Annotated in this window: 9 protein-coding genes; 4 read left to right on the forward strand and 5 right to left on the reverse strand. The window is 66.6% G+C overall.

Features of this window, described 5'->3' with window-relative positions; genetic code table 11:
* Nucleotides 1–4 precede the first annotated feature (4 nt).
* Together ACPTTF_RS26870 and ACPTTF_RS26875 are read right to left on the reverse strand one after the other, a co-directional pair.
* A complete protein-coding gene (locus ACPTTF_RS26870) occupies nt 5–1,513 on the reverse strand; it encodes an amino acid permease (RefSeq protein ID WP_423368908.1) in 1,509 nt (502 codons plus the stop codon).
* 106 nt (nt 1,514–1,619) lie between these two features.
* Nucleotides 1,620–3,026: an aspartate ammonia-lyase gene (locus ACPTTF_RS26875; RefSeq protein WP_423368909.1), complete on the reverse strand. Its 1,407-nt coding sequence runs from the start codon at nt 3,024–3,026 to the stop codon at nt 1,620–1,622.
* A 141-nt stretch (nt 3,027–3,167) separates the two neighbouring features.
* Here ACPTTF_RS26875 and ACPTTF_RS26880 point away from each other — a divergent pair, with 141 nt between their 5' ends.
* Nucleotides 3,168–4,142: a LysR family transcriptional regulator gene (locus tag ACPTTF_RS26880; protein WP_166953405.1), complete on the forward strand. Its 975-nt coding sequence runs from the start codon at nt 3,168–3,170 to the stop codon at nt 4,140–4,142.
* A gap of 95 nt (nt 4,143–4,237) precedes the next feature.
* Here the strand turns inward: ACPTTF_RS26880 and ACPTTF_RS26885 are convergent, their stop codons facing one another.
* A complete protein-coding gene (locus ACPTTF_RS26885; RefSeq protein WP_423368910.1) occupies nt 4,238–5,302 on the reverse strand; it encodes an asparaginase in 1,065 nt (354 codons plus the stop codon).
* 323 nt (nt 5,303–5,625) lie between these two features.
* Between ACPTTF_RS26885 and ACPTTF_RS26890 the strand changes: the two genes are divergently transcribed.
* Nucleotides 5,626–7,866: a TonB-dependent receptor gene (locus ACPTTF_RS26890; RefSeq protein WP_423368911.1), complete on the forward strand. Its 2,241-nt coding sequence runs from the start codon at nt 5,626–5,628 to the stop codon at nt 7,864–7,866.
* Between the two features lie 45 nt (nt 7,867–7,911).
* On the opposite strand, the gene phnY is transcribed toward ACPTTF_RS26890, so the two are convergent.
* Both phnY and ACPTTF_RS26900 read right to left on the reverse strand, forming a co-directional pair.
* The gene (gene phnY, locus ACPTTF_RS26895) at nt 7,912–9,366 is read right to left on the reverse strand and encodes a phosphonoacetaldehyde dehydrogenase (RefSeq protein WP_423368912.1); all 1,455 of its coding nucleotides are present in this window, start codon (nt 9,364–9,366) and stop codon (nt 7,912–7,914) included.
* 59 nt (nt 9,367–9,425) lie between these two features.
* Nucleotides 9,426–9,764 (reverse strand): GNAT family N-acetyltransferase, encoded by a 339-nt coding sequence (locus ACPTTF_RS26900; RefSeq protein ID WP_166953414.1) that lies wholly within the window; start codon nt 9,762–9,764, stop codon nt 9,426–9,428.
* Between the two features lie 270 nt (nt 9,765–10,034).
* Between ACPTTF_RS26900 and ACPTTF_RS26905 the strand changes: the two genes are divergently transcribed.
* Nucleotides 10,035–11,558 (forward strand): PLP-dependent aminotransferase family protein, encoded by a 1,524-nt coding sequence (locus tag ACPTTF_RS26905; protein WP_423368913.1) that lies wholly within the window; start codon nt 10,035–10,037, stop codon nt 11,556–11,558.
* A gap of 795 nt (nt 11,559–12,353) precedes the next feature.
* Nucleotides 12,354–15,248 carry a GH92 family glycosyl hydrolase gene (locus tag ACPTTF_RS26910; protein WP_423368914.1) on the forward strand — a complete coding sequence of 965 codons (2,895 nt, stop codon included), beginning with the start codon at nt 12,354–12,356 and terminating at the stop codon, nt 15,246–15,248.
* Nucleotides 15,249–15,444 lie beyond the last annotated feature (196 nt).

Below are 15,444 nucleotides of genomic sequence, written 5' to 3' on the forward strand. Positions count from 1 at the left end.
ACCCTCAAGCGCCCCGCGCCGGATCGGCGACAGCGCCCCCCGCGGACGCACGTGCATCCACCGCCAGCTCCCGATCGGCGCCGCGCTTGGCCAGCTTCCAGCCGACCACCAGCGCGAGCACGACAACCGGAATCGTCGCGATGGTCCACGTGCCGCCCGGATAGTCGAACGCCATCAGCACCAGCACGCCGACGAGGAAGGCCAGCGTGAGCCACGACGTGAACGGCGCGCCGGGCATCCGGAACGACACGGCCTTCAGCTCGCCGCGATCGACCGCGCGGCGGAACAGGATCTGGCACATGACGATGAAGCCCCACGTCGTGATGATCCCGAGCGACGCCATGTTCAGCACGATCTCGAACGCCTGGGCCGGCACGATGTAGTTCAACGGCACGCCGATCGCATTGATCGCGACCGTGATCAGGATCCCGCCGTACGGCACGCCGCGTGCGTTCATCCGCGACACGAAGCGCGGCGCCGATCCGCCCATCGCGAGCGAACGCAGCACGCGCCCGGTCGAATAGAGGCCGGAGTTCAGGCTCGACAGCGCGGCCGTCAACACCACGACGTTCATCACCGTACCGACGTACGGCACGCCGAGCTTGCTGAAGAACGTGACGAACGGGCTTTCGTGCGAGCTGTACGCCGTCCACGGCAGCAGCATCGTCAACAGCACGACGGAGCCGACATAGAACAGCGCAATGCGCCACATCACGCTGTTGATGGCTTTCGGCAACACCTTGCGCGCATCGGCCGTCTCGCCCGCCGCGACGCCGACGAGCTCGATGCTCGCGTACGCGAACACGACACCCTGCACGATCAGCACGGCCGGCAGGATGCCGTGCGGAAAGATCCCGCCGTGATCCGCGACGAGATGAAGCCCCGGCATCTGGCCGGCGACCGGATGGCCGCTCGCGAGGAACACGGCGCCCACCGCGAGGAACACCGCGAGCGTCCCCACCTTGACGAGCGAGAACCAGAACTCCATCTCGCCGAACACCTTCACGCCGATCATGTTCATCACCGACACGATCCCGAGCGCACCGAGCGCGAACACCCACTGCGGCACGTCCGTGAACACGGCCCAGTACTTCATGTAGATCGCGACCGCCGTGATGTCGACGATGCCGGTCGTCGCCCAGTTCAGGTAGTACATCCAGCCCGCGACGAACGATGCGCGCTCGCCCATGAACTCCCGCGCGTACGACACGAAGCTGCCGCTGGTCGGCCGGTGCATCACGAGCTCGCCGAGCGCGCGCATGATCAGGAACGCGAACACGCCGCAGACGAGATACACGATCGCGAGCGCGGGCCCCGCGCTCTGCAGGCGGCCACCCGCACCGAGAAAGAGGCCGGTGCCGATCGCGCCGCCCATCGCGATCATCTGCACGTGCCGCGGCTTCAACTGCTTCGCGTAACCGGCTTCGTGCGACGCGAACATCGCATCGGGGTCGGCATGACGGGAATCCGCGCCGCCGGCCGGACCGGCCGGGCGCTCGCTGTTGTGTTTCATCGTGAGTCTCCGTTGTTTCTTGATGTGTCGCGCCCCGCGCGGGGGCGCTCTTGGAATGACGGCGCGCGGGGCGCTCACGGCATGCGCCGGCGCCCCGCGGCCGGCGTCAAAGCACGCGCGGCCGGATCAGCGCTTCGGGCCGAAGCGCCTCGTCGACCTGCGCATCGGTCATCCATTCGCGCTCCAGCACGACCTCGCGAATCGACTTGCCGGTCGCGTGCGCTTCGGCCGCCACGTCGGTCGCGCGCTTGTAGCCGATGTACGGATTCAGCGCGGTCGCGAGCGCGACCGAGCGCTCCATCGTTTCGCGCAGCCGCTCGGGATTCGCGGTGATTCCGCTCACGCAGCGCTGCGCAAGCGTCGTACAGGCGGCCGTCAGATGGCTGAAGCTGCGGAACAGCGCGCTGGCGATCACCGGCTCGAACGCGTTGAGCTGGAGCTGTCCGGCCTCGGCGGCGAAGGTCACGGTCAGGTCGTTGCCGAACACCTCGAACGCGACCTGGTTGACGACTTCCGGGATCACCGGATTCACCTTGCCGGGCATGATCGACGAGCCGGCCTGCACCGGCGGCAGGTTGATCTCGCCGAACCCCGCGCGCGGGCCGCTCGACAGCAGCCGCAGGTCGTTGCAGATCTTCGACAGCTTCACGGCGATCCGCTTGAGCACCCCCGAGACCTGCACGAACGCGCCGCAATCCTGCGTCGCTTCGATCAGGTTCGGCGCGGTGCTCAGGTCGAGCCCGGTAATGCGCCGCAGTGCCGCCAGCGCCTTCTCCGCGTACTGCGGATGCGCGGTGATCCCCGTGCCGATCGCGGTCGCGCCGAGGTTGATCTCGCGAATCAGCCAGCCGGCTTCCTGCAGGCGCGCAATGTCTTCCGTCAGCATCACCGCGTAGGTCGAGAATTCCTGGCCGAGCGTCATCGGCACCGCGTCCTGCAATTGCGTGCGGCCGAGCTTCAGCAAGCCGGAGAACGCGTCGGCCCGCTCCGCGAACGCATCGCGCAGGCGCGCCATCGCTTCGAGCAGGTGCTCGACCGCGAAGCAGGTCGCGACCCGGATCGCGGTCGGATAGACGTCGTTGGTGCTCTGCGCGAGATTGACGTGTTCGTTCGGATGCAGGTATTCGTACTGCCCGCGCGCGTGCCCCATGAGTTCGAGCGCGCGGTTGCAGATCACCTCGTTCGCGTTCATGTTGGTCGACGTGCCGGCCCCGCCCTGGATCACGTCGACGACGAACTGGTCATGCAGGCGCCCTTCGCGAATCTCGACGCATGCGGCGGCGATCGCATCGCGGTACGACTGCGGCAGCAGCCCGAGCTCGCAGTTCGCGTCGGCCGCGGCCTCCTTCACGGCGGCGAGCGCCATCACGAGGTACGGCAGCGACGCGATCGTGCGCCCCGAGATGTCGAAATTCTCTTTCGCGCGCAGCGTATGGACGCCGTAATAGGCATCATCCGGAATACTTCGTTTACCTAAAAGATCCGCTTCGACGCGGAAGCCGTTTTCTGTCATCGTGCCCTCCTGAATGTCTCGTGCCGCTCGTCGTCCGTCGCTTCCCGACGCGACGGGTTCGCATTCTATGCCTTTGCAAAAACAAGCTCGAATCTGTATTATCGAAAGCGGTTTTGCGTGGGACGCAACAGCGAGAATCGAATGAAGAAAAGCGCGAGAGAAACCGGCATCGATCACATGGGTGCGATGCGCGCGTTCGTGAAAGTGGTCGAAACGGGGAGTTTTTCGGCGGTCGCGAAGGAGATGCACGTGTCGACGTCGACGGTCGCGCGCAAGGTCACGGCGATCGAGGAGGCGCTCGGCGTCGCGCTGCTGCACCGCTCGACGCACAGCGTCACGCTGACCGAAGCCGGCCACATCTACCTGGAACGCGCGGTCACGCTGATCGCCGATCTCGACGATACGCTGCGCGTCGTCGCCGAGCTGAACGCGCAGCCGAGCGGCCCGCTGAAGCTCACCGCGCCGGTTGCGTTCGGCCGCCGCCATCTCGCCCCGCTGGTCGCACCGTTTCTCGCGCGCTACCCGACGATCCAGCTCGACGTGCGGCTCACCGACAACCACAACGACCTCGTGGCCGGCGGTTTCGATCTCGACATTCACGAAGGCGAGAACTACCTGGACAACCTCGTCGTTCACCGCCTGTCGCGCAACGACAGCATCCTGTGCGCGACGCCCGGCTATCTCGACCGCTGCGGGCGCCCGTCCACGCCGGACGATCTCAAGCAACACAACTGCCTGCGCTACGTGCACCCCGAAGGCGATCCGCGCTGGGATCTCGTGAAAGGCGACGCGCATCACAGCCTGCTGCCGGCCGGCAACCTCGTCACCGATCATTCGGAGCTGCTGCTCGAAGCGACCTGCGCGGGGCTCGGCATCGCGGAGTTCGAGATCTGGCTGGTGCGCGACTTGCTCGCGAGCGGGCGGCTCGAAGCCGTGCTGCCGCGCTACCGGCTGCAGAACCGGCTGACGGGCGAATACATCTACATCGCGTATCTGGCGAACCGGCGCAGCTCGGCGAAGCTGCGCGTCCTGAAGGACTTTCTCGCGGAACACCTCGCGCACATCGGCGAGCTGTCGGCGCTGGAACTGACGAAGATTCGCGGCGCAAGCGCGTAGCGCCCGCGCCCACGCCCGCACCAGCCGGCAGGCATCCGCACGCCGCCGCGCACGGCCCGGGTCGCGGGCCGGCGGCAGCGGCGCATCCGCACCGCTCAGGCCGGCTGCAACTCGAACGGGAACGTGGCGTGCCCGATCTCGACGCCCTGCGTGTTGAGCATCGGCGGCCGATGGAAGCCGGCCAGGTGCGCGCGCTGCTCGGCCGTGCCGATCCGCAGCCGCTCGAGGAGTTCGCTGACGACCATGTACAGCACGTCGAGATTGCCGTCTTCGATCTTCACCGAGATGCCGAGCGCGCCATCGGCGCCAAGCTGCCGCGTGCGCGCCGACGCACGCACGCCGATCCCGTAGCACGCATCGGCGCCGAGCTTGCCGACCACCTGCCCGTCGAATGCGTTCATCAGCACCGTGCAATAGCGCCCGTCGCCGGCCACCAGCTCCGGATAGGCGGTCATCGCACGATGAATGCGCGCCAGCGCGCGCACGCGATCGCTGATTGCGTCACCGCCCGCCTCCACCGTATCCGCGCCGTCGGCCAGCGATGCGTAGAGACGCGCGAGCCGATCCAGCGCAAACGCCGGCGTCGGCAGGTTGCACCCGTCGATCGCCCAGCCCACTTCATCGTCGCGCAGCCCGCACGCATCGGCCACCACCTGCTTCACGCGCACCTGCATCGGATGCTCGGGCAGATGGTAATCGGCGATCGCGGCGCCGATCGCCTGCGCACCGGCCAGCATCCCGACGTGCTTGCCCGAACAGTTGCTGCACACGCCGGTCGGCGTGTAGTCGCGCTTGATCCACGCGCGGTACACCGCGTCGGACAACGGCGGATGGCCGCCGCAACGCAGGTCCGATTCGTGCGCGGCGACTTTTGCGAGCATCGCGCGCGTGCGTTCGATGTGCCGATCCTCGCTGCTGTGCGACGCACACATCAGCGCGATGTCCGCATCGTCGAAGCCGAAGCGTTCGGGTGCGCCCGTCTCGATCACCGACAGCGCCTGCGCCGGCTTGGCCGCCGATCGCGCGAGCGTCATCCGGAACGGATCGCCGAACCGGGCCAGCAGCCTGCCGCGTGCATCGACCACCGCCACATGGGCGACGTGCGTGTTCTCGATTGCATCGCCGCGGTACGTGACGACTGCTGCGCGTGGGGTGTCCATCGTGTGTTGTCTCCTTGCTCGGGGCCTGGCTGCCGGGGCCCGTCCAACCGGTACGGCAGTGTATCGAGTCACCGCCGCCGCACACCGGCCGGGCGATGGAAAGCGGTGTTGCACGCGACGCAAAGGCAATCGTGCCCCCACGAACACCTGACCGAATTAGTACAAAAACCATTCGATCGTTTACAGAATTGGTACCAATCCGTACAATTGCGACCGCAAACGCGAATCATACGCATTTACATTGACGTTTTCCGATGTTCCGCGCTACCTGGCCGGCATCGAGAAAACGCACCCGCTCACCGAACCTTCTGCTGCCTCTCGATATGCCCGCCCAGTTCAAGACGAGGCCTCGCGCCCTCGTATCGGCGCTGACCTGCTCCGTTTTCCTGACGCCGCTGCTCGCCTCCGCCGAAACCGCCCCTGCTCCCGCCCCCGTTACCGACCAGCCGGCCCCGTCCGCCGACGTGCAGGCGACGCTGCCGACGATCACGATCCAGTCGTCTGCTCCATCGGACATGCAGGTGAAGCGTTCGCCGTCGTACAAGTTCACCGCGCCGCTGCTCGACACGCCGCGTTCGGTCACGGTGATCCCCGAGCAACTGATCAAGGAAAAGAACGTCACGTCGTTCGCGGACGCGCTGCGCTCGGTGCCGGGCATCACGTTCCTCGGCGGCGATGCGGCCGCGAACCCGTCGGCCGACCGTCCGGTGATCCGCGGCTTCGAATCGCGCAACTCGATCTCCGTCGACGGGATGCGCGATTCGGGGCTGCAGAACCGCGAAACGTTCGCGGTCGAGCAGATCAGCGTGATCAAGGGCCCCGATTCGGTCTATGCGGGCCGCGGCTCGGTGGGCGGCAGCATCGACATCGTCACGAAGACGCCGAAGAACGACAACTTCATCAACAGCAGCATCGGTTTCGGCACCGACGGCTACAAGCGCGCGACCGTCGACGCGAACCACAAGATCAACGACACGACGGCCGTGCGCCTGAACGTGATGGGTCACGACGCGAACCAGGCCGGCCGCAACGACGTGTACAACAAGCGCTGGGGGGTCGCGCCGTCGATCGTGTTCGGGCTGAACACGCCGACCACGGTCACGGTCAGCTACTACCACATGAACTCGTACGACATGCCGGACTTCAGCGTGCCGTTCCGCGCGTCGGGCGGCACGCCGGTGCCGACCGATCGTGGCCAGTTCTTCGGGCTGAACACGCGCGACTACCGCTACGGGCAAACCGACACCGCCGAAGTGCGCGTCGAGCACAAGCTCAACGACGACTGGAAGCTGAAGAACACGACGATGTTCGGCCGCTCGACGCTCGATTACGTCGCGACGAATCCGCAGATCCTCGCGTCGAACCCGAACCTGCTGAGCCTGCAGGCGAAGAGCGGCAAGTACGCGCTCAACGGCTTCTCGAACCAGACCGAAGTGACCGGCAGCGCGAGCCTGTTCGGCATGAAGCACACGATGACGGCCGGCGTCGAGTTCAGCCATGAGCAGGCACGTTACGAGGGCTACCTGGTGTCGGATTCGGCCGGCAACAACATTCGCTCGGGCGGCCCGTGCTCGGTGGCCGGCAACTGCACGCCGCTCGCGGGCGGCTGGAACCCGAACATGCCGTGGACCGGCAACATCGTGCTGAACGGCGACAAGGGCTTCCCCGGTGCGACGACGAACACGCGCACCGATACGGTTTCCGCGTACATCTTCGATACCGTAAAGCTGTCCGAGCGCTGGCAGTTCAACACGGGCCTGCGCTTCGACCGCTACGACACGACCGGCAAGCAGGCCGGCGTCGCCGACCTGTCGAACACGTCGAACCTGTTCAGCTACCAGTTCGGCCTCGTGTTCAAGCCGGTGACCAACGTGAGCCTGTACGCGTCGTACGGCACGTCGTCGAACCCGCCTGGCTCGAACGGCGGCCTCGGCGGCGGCACCGACCAGATCACCGCGACGAACCAGGATCTCGCGCCCGAGCGCTCGCGCAACATCGAGATCGGCGCGAAGTGGGACGTGCTGCAGGATCAGCTGTCGCTGACCTCCGCGCTGTTCCAGACCGAAAAGACCAACGCGCGCGTGAGCGACGGCCTCGGTCACACGGTCAACGCGGGCAAGCAGCGCGTGCGCGGTTTCGAATTCGGTTTCGCGGGCAACATGACGCCGAAGTGGCACGTGTTCGGCGGCTACTCGTACCTGAACGCGATCACGACCGACGCGGGCCCCGGCAGCCCGGGCGCATCGGGCCTGCCGATGGTGATGGTGCCGAAGCACAACTTCACGCTGTGGACGAGCTACGACGTGATGCCGAAGCTCACGCTCGGCGCCGGTGCGACGGTGATGAGCCAGACCTATGCGTCGGTATCCGCGACGACGAAGAAATGGACGCCCGGCTATGCACGCTTCGACGCGGCCGCGACGTGGCGCGTGAACAAGACGATGGACGTTCAACTGAACGTGCAGAACCTGTTCGACAAGAAGTATTACGCGAGCGCGTATCCGATCTACGCGACGTGGGCGCCGGGCCGTTCGGCGATGGTCACGCTCAACTTCTATCAGTAATGCGGTTCGCGGCGGGAGGGCGCGGTACGCCCTTCCCTGCCGCGCTCACCACGGTAGCGAATACGTCTTCACGTTCGTGAAGCTCTTCATCGCTTCCTGCACGCCTTCCTTGTAGCCCAGCCCCGAATCCTTCATGCCGCCGAACGGCGTGACTTCGAGCCGATAGCCCGGCACTTCGCGCACGTTCACGCTGCCGACTTCCAGCTCGGTGATGAAACGCGTGATGTGGTCGAAGCGGTTCGTGCACACCGACGACGATAGCGCATAGTCGGTGCTGTTCGACATCCGGATCGCTTCGTCGATGTCGCTGAATCGCATGATCGGCGACACGGGGCCGAACGTCTCGTACTTCACGAGCGGCATGTCGGGCGTCACGCGATCGATCACCGTCGGCGAATACAGTGCGCCGTTACGTACGTTGCCGACCAGCAGCCTCGCACCGCGCGAAATCGCATCGTTCACCTGCTGCTCGCAGAACTTCGCGGCGGCCTCGTCGATCACGGTGCCCATGTCGACCGATGGATCGGACGGATTGCCGTACGACCACGCGCGCGTTTTTTCGACAACCAGCTCGGTGAAGCGATCGGCCACCGACTCGTGCACGAGCATCCGCTTGATCGCGGTGCAGCGCTGCCCCGAGTTCTTGTATGAACCCGACACCGCGAGCGTGCTCGCTTCGTCGAGATCGGCGTCTTCCATCACGATGATCGGATCGTTGCCGCCGAGTTCGAGCACCGCGCGCCGGTAGCCCATCCGCGACGCGATCGACTTGCCGATCGATACGCCGCCTGTGAACGTGATCAGGTCGATCGCCGGGTTCGTGATCAGCTCGTCGGCGATCTCCTTCGGGTCGCCGGTGATCACCTGCAACATCTGCGGCGGCAGGCCGGCTTCGTACAGGATGTCTGCGAACAGGTAACACGACAGCGGCACCTTCTCCGAAGGCTTCACGACGATCCGGTTGTTGGTCGCGACCGACGGCACGATCTTGTGTGCGACCTGGTTCATCGGGTGGTTGAACGGCGTGATCGCGGAAATCACGCCGAGCAGCGGGTCGCGCTGCGTATACACGCGGCGCTTCTTGCCGTGCGGTGTCAGGTCGCACGAGAAGATCTGCCCATCGTCCTTCAGCACTTCGCCGGCGCCGAACGTCAGCACGTCGGCCACGCGGCCCGCTTCGTACGTCGAATCCTTGATGCACAACCCGGCCTCGGCCGTGATCAGCGCCGCGATCTCGGCGGTGCGCGCGCGCACGATGTCGGCCGCACGGCGCAGGATCGCCGCGCGATCGTGGCGCGTGAGCGTCGGCCGGTAGGCACGCGCGGCCGCGAACGCGCGCCGCACGTCGTCCAGCGTCGCCTTCGGCACGGTGCCGACCAGCGAACCGTCGTACGGGTTGCGCACGTCGATCACTGCGTCGCGCCACACGCGCTGCCCGTCGATGCGCAACGCTTCGTGCCGCACGTCGGATGCGGGAATCGGCTTCAGGACCGTGCTCATGTCGTCTCCGTTATCGTGCTGCGTGATCGTCGCCACGCTATCGGGTGTCGCGGCGCGCGCTAGCGCACCACGACCAGCCCTTCGTATTCGAGGCAGCGGCACAGCGTCGCCCATGCCGGCGTATCGGGCCATTCACGCGCGCGGGCATCGATGCGAATCGGCCGCCCGAATTCGCGCGATGCACATGCCAGCAGCGTGTGCGCGATGCCGCTGCGCCGGTAGGCGGGTTCGACGTACAGCCGCGTGAGCGACGGCGATCGCGCGGCACCGGCGCCGCCGTCGATACCGAGTTCGCCGATCGCCTCGTCGTCGCGATACGCGACCGCCGTCGCACGCACATCGTCGAACACGATACGAATCACGCGCTCGCAGCGATCCCTGAACACGACGACATGCATGGCGCCCCCTTCTCCGCATCACGATGCAGGCGAACGCGATGCGCGCACGCCCTCCTGCGCCCGCGTACCGGGGAGTTATCCGGATCGTCCAGGGGCGACGAGTTGAGTATCGTCTTGCCACGTCGGCGCGCAGTAGTGCCAGACGACACCTTTCATTGAGTCCACATCCGCGGCGCGACGCGCGTATTCTCGCGACGCCGCGCCTCTCGCAGGCCGCGTGCACACCACACGCACCGCCTCGCGTTTCCCGTACCGATCACAGGAGGAAGCATGCCGAGTCGTACCCCGACCGCCCTATGGGCCCAGCAGTTCCGGCGGTCGTCGGCGTCGAGCCTGCAGGACCAGATCCGGCGGATGCTCGTGGCCGCGATCCTGGACGGCCAGCTCGCACCCGATGCCGCGCTGCCGTCGAGCCGCGAGCTCGCCGACCAGCTCGGCGTCGCGCGCAACACCGTCGTGCTCGCGTACCAGATGCTCGTCGAAGAGGGTTATCTGATCTCGCGCGAACGCAGCGGGCACTTCGTGAACCCGAAGATGCTGGAGGGCGTGCCCGGCTTCGCAACCGCCAAGCCCGGCGAGAAGCCGGACGACAATGACACGCCGGGCCGCCCCGCGTGGGAGAAGCGCATCGCGCATCCGCCGTCGAAGCAGCGCAACATCGTGAAGCCCGCGAACTGGCAGCACTACGAATTTCCGTTCATCTACGGGCAGTTCGACCAGTCGCTGTTTCCGACCAACGACTGGCGCGAATGCTGCCTGAAGGCGCTGTCGGTGATGGAGATCCGCAACTGGGCGCCCGACCTGATCGAGCGCGACGACGAATCGCTGATTCAGCAGATCCGCACGCGCGTGCTGCCGCGGCGCGGCGTGTTCGCGATGCCAGACGAGATCGTCGTCACGAACGGCTGCCAGCAGGCGCTGTACCTGATCGCGGACCTGCTGTGCGGCAAGCACACGACGGTCGGCTTCGAGAATCCCGGCTATCCCGACGCGCGCAACATCTTCGAGAACCGCAACGCGCGGCTGCTGCCGCTGCCCGTCGACGGCCAAGGGATCGCACCCGACACGCTTGGCGATACGCTGTCGCGCTGCGACTACGTGTACGTGACGCCGAGCCACCAGTGCCCGACCACCGCGACGATGCCGGTCGAACGCCGCCGCGCGCTGCTCGATTGCGCGCAGCAGCACGATTTCGTGATCATCGAGGACGACTACGAAAGCGAGAACACGTTCTCCGGTACCCCGCATCCGGCTCTGAAGAGCCTCGACACGGCCGATCGCGTGATCTACGTCGGCAGCCTGTCGAAGACGTTCGCGCCGGGGCTGCGGCTCGGCTACGTGGTCGGGCCGCGCGAGCTGATCCGCGAGTTGCGCGCGCTGCGGCGGCTGATGGTGCGCCATCCGGTCGCGTACATCCAGCGCGCGTTCGCGACCTTTCTCGCGCTGGGCCATCACGACGCGCTGCTGCGCCGGCTCGCGCATGCGTACAGCGAGCGCTCGCAGGCGTTGATGGCCGCGCTCGATGCACATCTGCCGGAAGCACGCTACGTGCCCGTGACGGGCGGCGCGTCGTGCTGGGTCGAGGGGCCGCCGTGGCTCGATGCCACGCGCCTCGCGACCGACGCGCAGGAGGCCGGCATCCTCATCGAGCCGGGGAACGTGTTCTTCATGGAGGACGCGGGCGACGCGCGCCGCTGCTTCCGGATGGGGTTCTCGGCGATCCCGCTCGAACGGATCGAGCCCGGCGTGCGGGCGCTGGCGGAATGCATGCGGGCGCAGAAGCCGGGCGCCTGAGCGGATGCGGACAGGTGTCGCGCAGCGGATCGCGCGGCCGCCCTCGCGTCTCGTGCCTCGTGCCTCGCGTCTCGCGCCTCGTGCCTCGCGCCTCGTGCCTCGCGTCTCGCGTCTCGTGCCTCGCGTCTCGTGCCTCGTGCGTCGTGCCTCGTGCGTCGTGCGTCGTGCGTCGTGCGTCGTGCCTCGTGCCTCGTGCCTCGCGTCTCGCGTCTCGCGCCTCGCGCCTCGTGCCTCGCGCCTCGTGCCTCGCGCCTCGTGCCTCGCGCCTCGTGCCTCGCGTCTCGTGCCTCGTGCCTCACGTCTCGTGCCTCGTGCACAATCACGCATTCCGGCAACGATTTCGACTATCGTTGCACCGGAAGCATGCCGTCGGTGTCGCGCGAGTCGCTCCCGCGCGACACGCGCAGATGCCCATCGTAACGATCGATCTGCCCTGCGGGGCAACTTGCGGCCCCGCGCCTGCGGACTGCCTATCGAGTACCGGCCGCCTTCACACGAGCACGCTACATGCATCGATTCGATCGGCACGTTGTTGCTCTCCTTGTCGAAGCGCACTGCGCTCGCCACTCGCCCTCCGAGTCTCCCCGCCAATAAGGCGCCAACGTCGCCTCATCGTTTCCATTCGTTTAGTAAATCTAATAAAAACATTACAAATCCGTTATTCGGATTGACAGCGAATTCATACGAATTCTAGTGTTACGACGCAACACGACAGCAACAACCCACAGCGATCCCGGGATTCGATCGTCGGGATCGTCAAGGCAAAAGATGCATCTCCGACTGGAGGGGGCGATCATGAATCGATTCACGACGCTTGCGGCGTTGCTCGCCGCGGCGTGCGCGTTGAGCGGGTGCGGTGGCGGTGACGGCAGCGACGGAACAGCGGCATCGATACTGGCCGCACATCCGGCGCAATCCTCGGCCGATGCGGCCGACACGACCCATCTCGACGACAACCGCAGCCTGTCGTTGACACAGTATGTCGACCCGCTGATCGGCACACTCGCGAGCAATTCGCCGAACCCGGTGCCGGCAGGACAGGCCGGCAGCGTCGTGCCGGCCGCCGGGCTGCCGTCGGGCATGGTGCAATGGGCGCCCGACACCAACACGACGCCGGCGCCGAACGACAGCAAGGAGCCGAACTCGCCGGCCGGCTACTACTACGACATCCACTCGATCCAGGGTTTCAGCGTCACGCACATGCCGGGTGCCGGCTGCAGCGGCAACAACGGCGAATTCCCGGTCATGCCGACCACCGACGCGACGCAGCTCGTCCCAACCTTCAGTCATGCGAACGAAACGGCCCGGCCCGGCTACTATTCGGTCCTGCTCGATTCGCAGATCAAGGTGGAACTGACCGCCACCCTGCGCACCGGCTTCGGCCGGTTCACCTATCCGGCCGGCAAACCCGCGCTGCTGGTGCTCGACGCGACACGCACCAATACGAAGACCTCGACTACCGGCGCGATCACGCAGGTTTCCGACAGCGCCATCTCGGGCAGCACGATCGGCGGCGGCTTCTGCGGCAACTCGGTGCCGGTACCTGTCTACTTCTATGCCGCGTTCGACCAGGCCTTCACGTCGGCGTCGATTTCGCATGGCGTGGCCCAGCTCGGCTTCAGCCCCGGCCAGGCAGTCAGGATGAAGATCGGCATTTCGTACGTCAGCGTCGCCAACGCAAAGGCCAACCTCGACGCGGAAAATCGCGGCTGGGATTTCGAGGGCGTGCGCACGCAGGCAGACCGCACCTGGAACGACCGCCTCAACGCGATCCGCGTGGCGGGCGGCACGCTCGACGCGAAAAAGAAGTTCTACACGGCGCTCTATCACGCGCTGTGGGCGCCCAGTACCTTCAGCGACGTGAACGGCCAGTACATCGGCTTCGACAATACCGTGCATCAGGTCGCCAACGGCCAGAAGGCGCAGTATTCATCGTTCTCGGGCTGGGACATCTACCGCTCGCTAATCCAGCTGAAGTCGATCCTCAACCCGTCCGAAACCAGCGACATGATCCAGTCGCTGATCAACGACGCCGACCAGTGCGGCGCGATTCCGCACTGGGTCAACGACAACGTCGAGGACGGCGTGATGCCGGGCGATGCCGGCTCGCTGATCGTTTCGAGTGCCTATGCATTCGGCGCCCGGCGCTTCGATACGCGCGCCGCGCTGCAGCACATGGTGAAGATGGCGAACATCCCCGGCACCGCGTGCAACAACGTGACCACCAACGGCGGCCGCGCGAGCTACCTGCAGGGCGGCTACATCACCGGCGGCGAGTGGGGCCAGGCTTCGTCGACGCTCGAATACACCAGCAGCGACTTCGCGATCTCGCGCTTTGCCGGCGCACTCGGCGATACCGCCACGCAACGCATGCTGCTGAGCCGCTCGGCCTACTGGCAGAACCTGCTCAATACCGCGCTGACGCCGCCGCTGATCGCGGCGCGGCAATCGAACGGCGCGTGGATACCCGAAACGCCGAGCAGCGGCGACAACTACGTGGAGGGCAACGCCGAACAGTACACGTGGATGGTGCCGTACAACGCGGCCGGCCTGTTCGCGCAGCTGGGCGGCAATACGACCGTGACGTCGCGGCTCGACCAGTTCTTCACGGTGCTCAATGCCGGCATGAGCCTGCCGAATTTCTACATGGGCAACGAGCCGACCTTCGAGGTACCGTGGCTCTACAACTGGGCCGCACAACCGTCGGGCACGCAGCGCGTGGTGCAGCAGATCCTCGCCAGCGCGTTCGGCACCGGCCCCGACGGCCTGCCGGGCAACGACGACCTCGGCGCCGTGTCGGGCTGGTACGTGTGGGGCGCGCTGGGCCTGTACCCGCAGATCCCCGGCGTGGCGGGCCTGGCGATCGGCAGCCCGCAGTTCCCGCAGATCGACGTGCGGCTCGGCAACGGCCGCACCTGGCGGATCCGTGCCGAGGGCGCGCCGGCCTCGAACTATGTGCAGTCGCTGTCGATCAACGGCCGTGCCCACCCTGCCGCATGGGTCGCGTACGACGACATCGCCAATGGTGCGACGCTGCACTTCGCGATGGGCAGCGCACCGTCGCAATGGGGCGCGCAGACCCAGCCGCCGTCGTTCGGCGTGCCGGTGGCGGTCAACGCGGCCGACAGCTACAACAACCGCGGCTTCAGCACGGACGGTGCAACCAATACCGACGGCCAGGGCGCGGACTTCGACGGCAGCCTGTTCAGCTACTCGATCAATGCGCTGGGCGCGGCGGGCGTGCAGCCGGGCAAGCCGTTCGCGGTGGCCGGCGCCAGCGTGACGGTGGCAGGCGGGCCGCTCTCGCTCGACAACACCGTGACCGTCGGCCAGACCGTGATGCTGCCGCCCGGATCGGCCGGCACCGGTGTCGTGGTGCTCGGTTCGGCCAACAACGGCCCGAGCAGCGGCACCGCGCAGCTGAACTTCGCGGACGGGTCGAGCCAGGCCGTCACACTGACCTTCGACGACTGGACCCTGAACGGCGGCAGCGCGAACCCGAGCTCGACGGTGGCCGTCACGATGGCCTACCGCAATGCCGGCAACGGCCAGCAGGACAACGTCAAGACCTACATCTTCGCGCAGAAGATTCCCGTGCCGCCCGGCAAGGTGGTGACGAGCATCGTGCTGCCGCGGCAGGTCAGCGCCGGCAAGATGCACGTGTTCGGTATCGGCATGGCGGCGTCGTGATGGCCGCATGAACGGCGGGGGTACGTCGCGCGCGGCGATGTGCCCCCGAACTCCTTCTGCCTGACCGTATCAGGCGACGTGAAATCGGCCGTATCGATGCGGGTTCGCTCCCGATCCCGGTCGAATCCCTCCTCCGCCCTTTCCCGGCACGCCACTCCCACCAACCTGATTCGCCGTCCCGTCATGCGAGGCGGCA

This window comes from Burkholderia crassaminum (genome assembly GCF_964265005.1).
In the GTDB taxonomy this organism is placed as follows: Bacteria; Pseudomonadota; Gammaproteobacteria; order Burkholderiales; family Burkholderiaceae; genus Burkholderia.

Bases quoted from the DNA above. Each gene is read 5' to 3' on its own strand.
- ACPTTF_RS26870 (WP_423368908.1), bottom strand. From the start codon at position 1,513: ATGAAACACAACAGCGAGCGCCCGGCCGGTCCGGCCGGCGGCGCGGAT.
- ACPTTF_RS26875 (WP_423368909.1), bottom strand. From the start codon at position 3,026: ATGACAGAAAACGGCTTCCGCGTCGAAGCGGATCTTTTAGGTAAACGA.
- ACPTTF_RS26880 (WP_166953405.1), top strand. From the start codon at position 3,168: ATGAAGAAAAGCGCGAGAGAAACCGGCATCGATCACATGGGTGCGATG.
- ACPTTF_RS26885 (WP_423368910.1), bottom strand. From the start codon at position 5,302: ATGGACACCCCACGCGCAGCAGTCGTCACGTACCGCGGCGATGCAATC.
- ACPTTF_RS26890 (WP_423368911.1), top strand. From the start codon at position 5,626: ATGCCCGCCCAGTTCAAGACGAGGCCTCGCGCCCTCGTATCGGCGCTG.
- phnY (WP_423368912.1), bottom strand. From the start codon at position 9,366: ATGAGCACGGTCCTGAAGCCGATTCCCGCATCCGACGTGCGGCACGAA.
- ACPTTF_RS26900 (WP_166953414.1), bottom strand. From the start codon at position 9,764: ATGCATGTCGTCGTGTTCAGGGATCGCTGCGAGCGCGTGATTCGTATC.
- ACPTTF_RS26905 (WP_423368913.1), top strand. From the start codon at position 10,035: ATGCCGAGTCGTACCCCGACCGCCCTATGGGCCCAGCAGTTCCGGCGG.
- ACPTTF_RS26910 (WP_423368914.1), top strand. From the start codon at position 12,354: ATGAATCGATTCACGACGCTTGCGGCGTTGCTCGCCGCGGCGTGCGCG.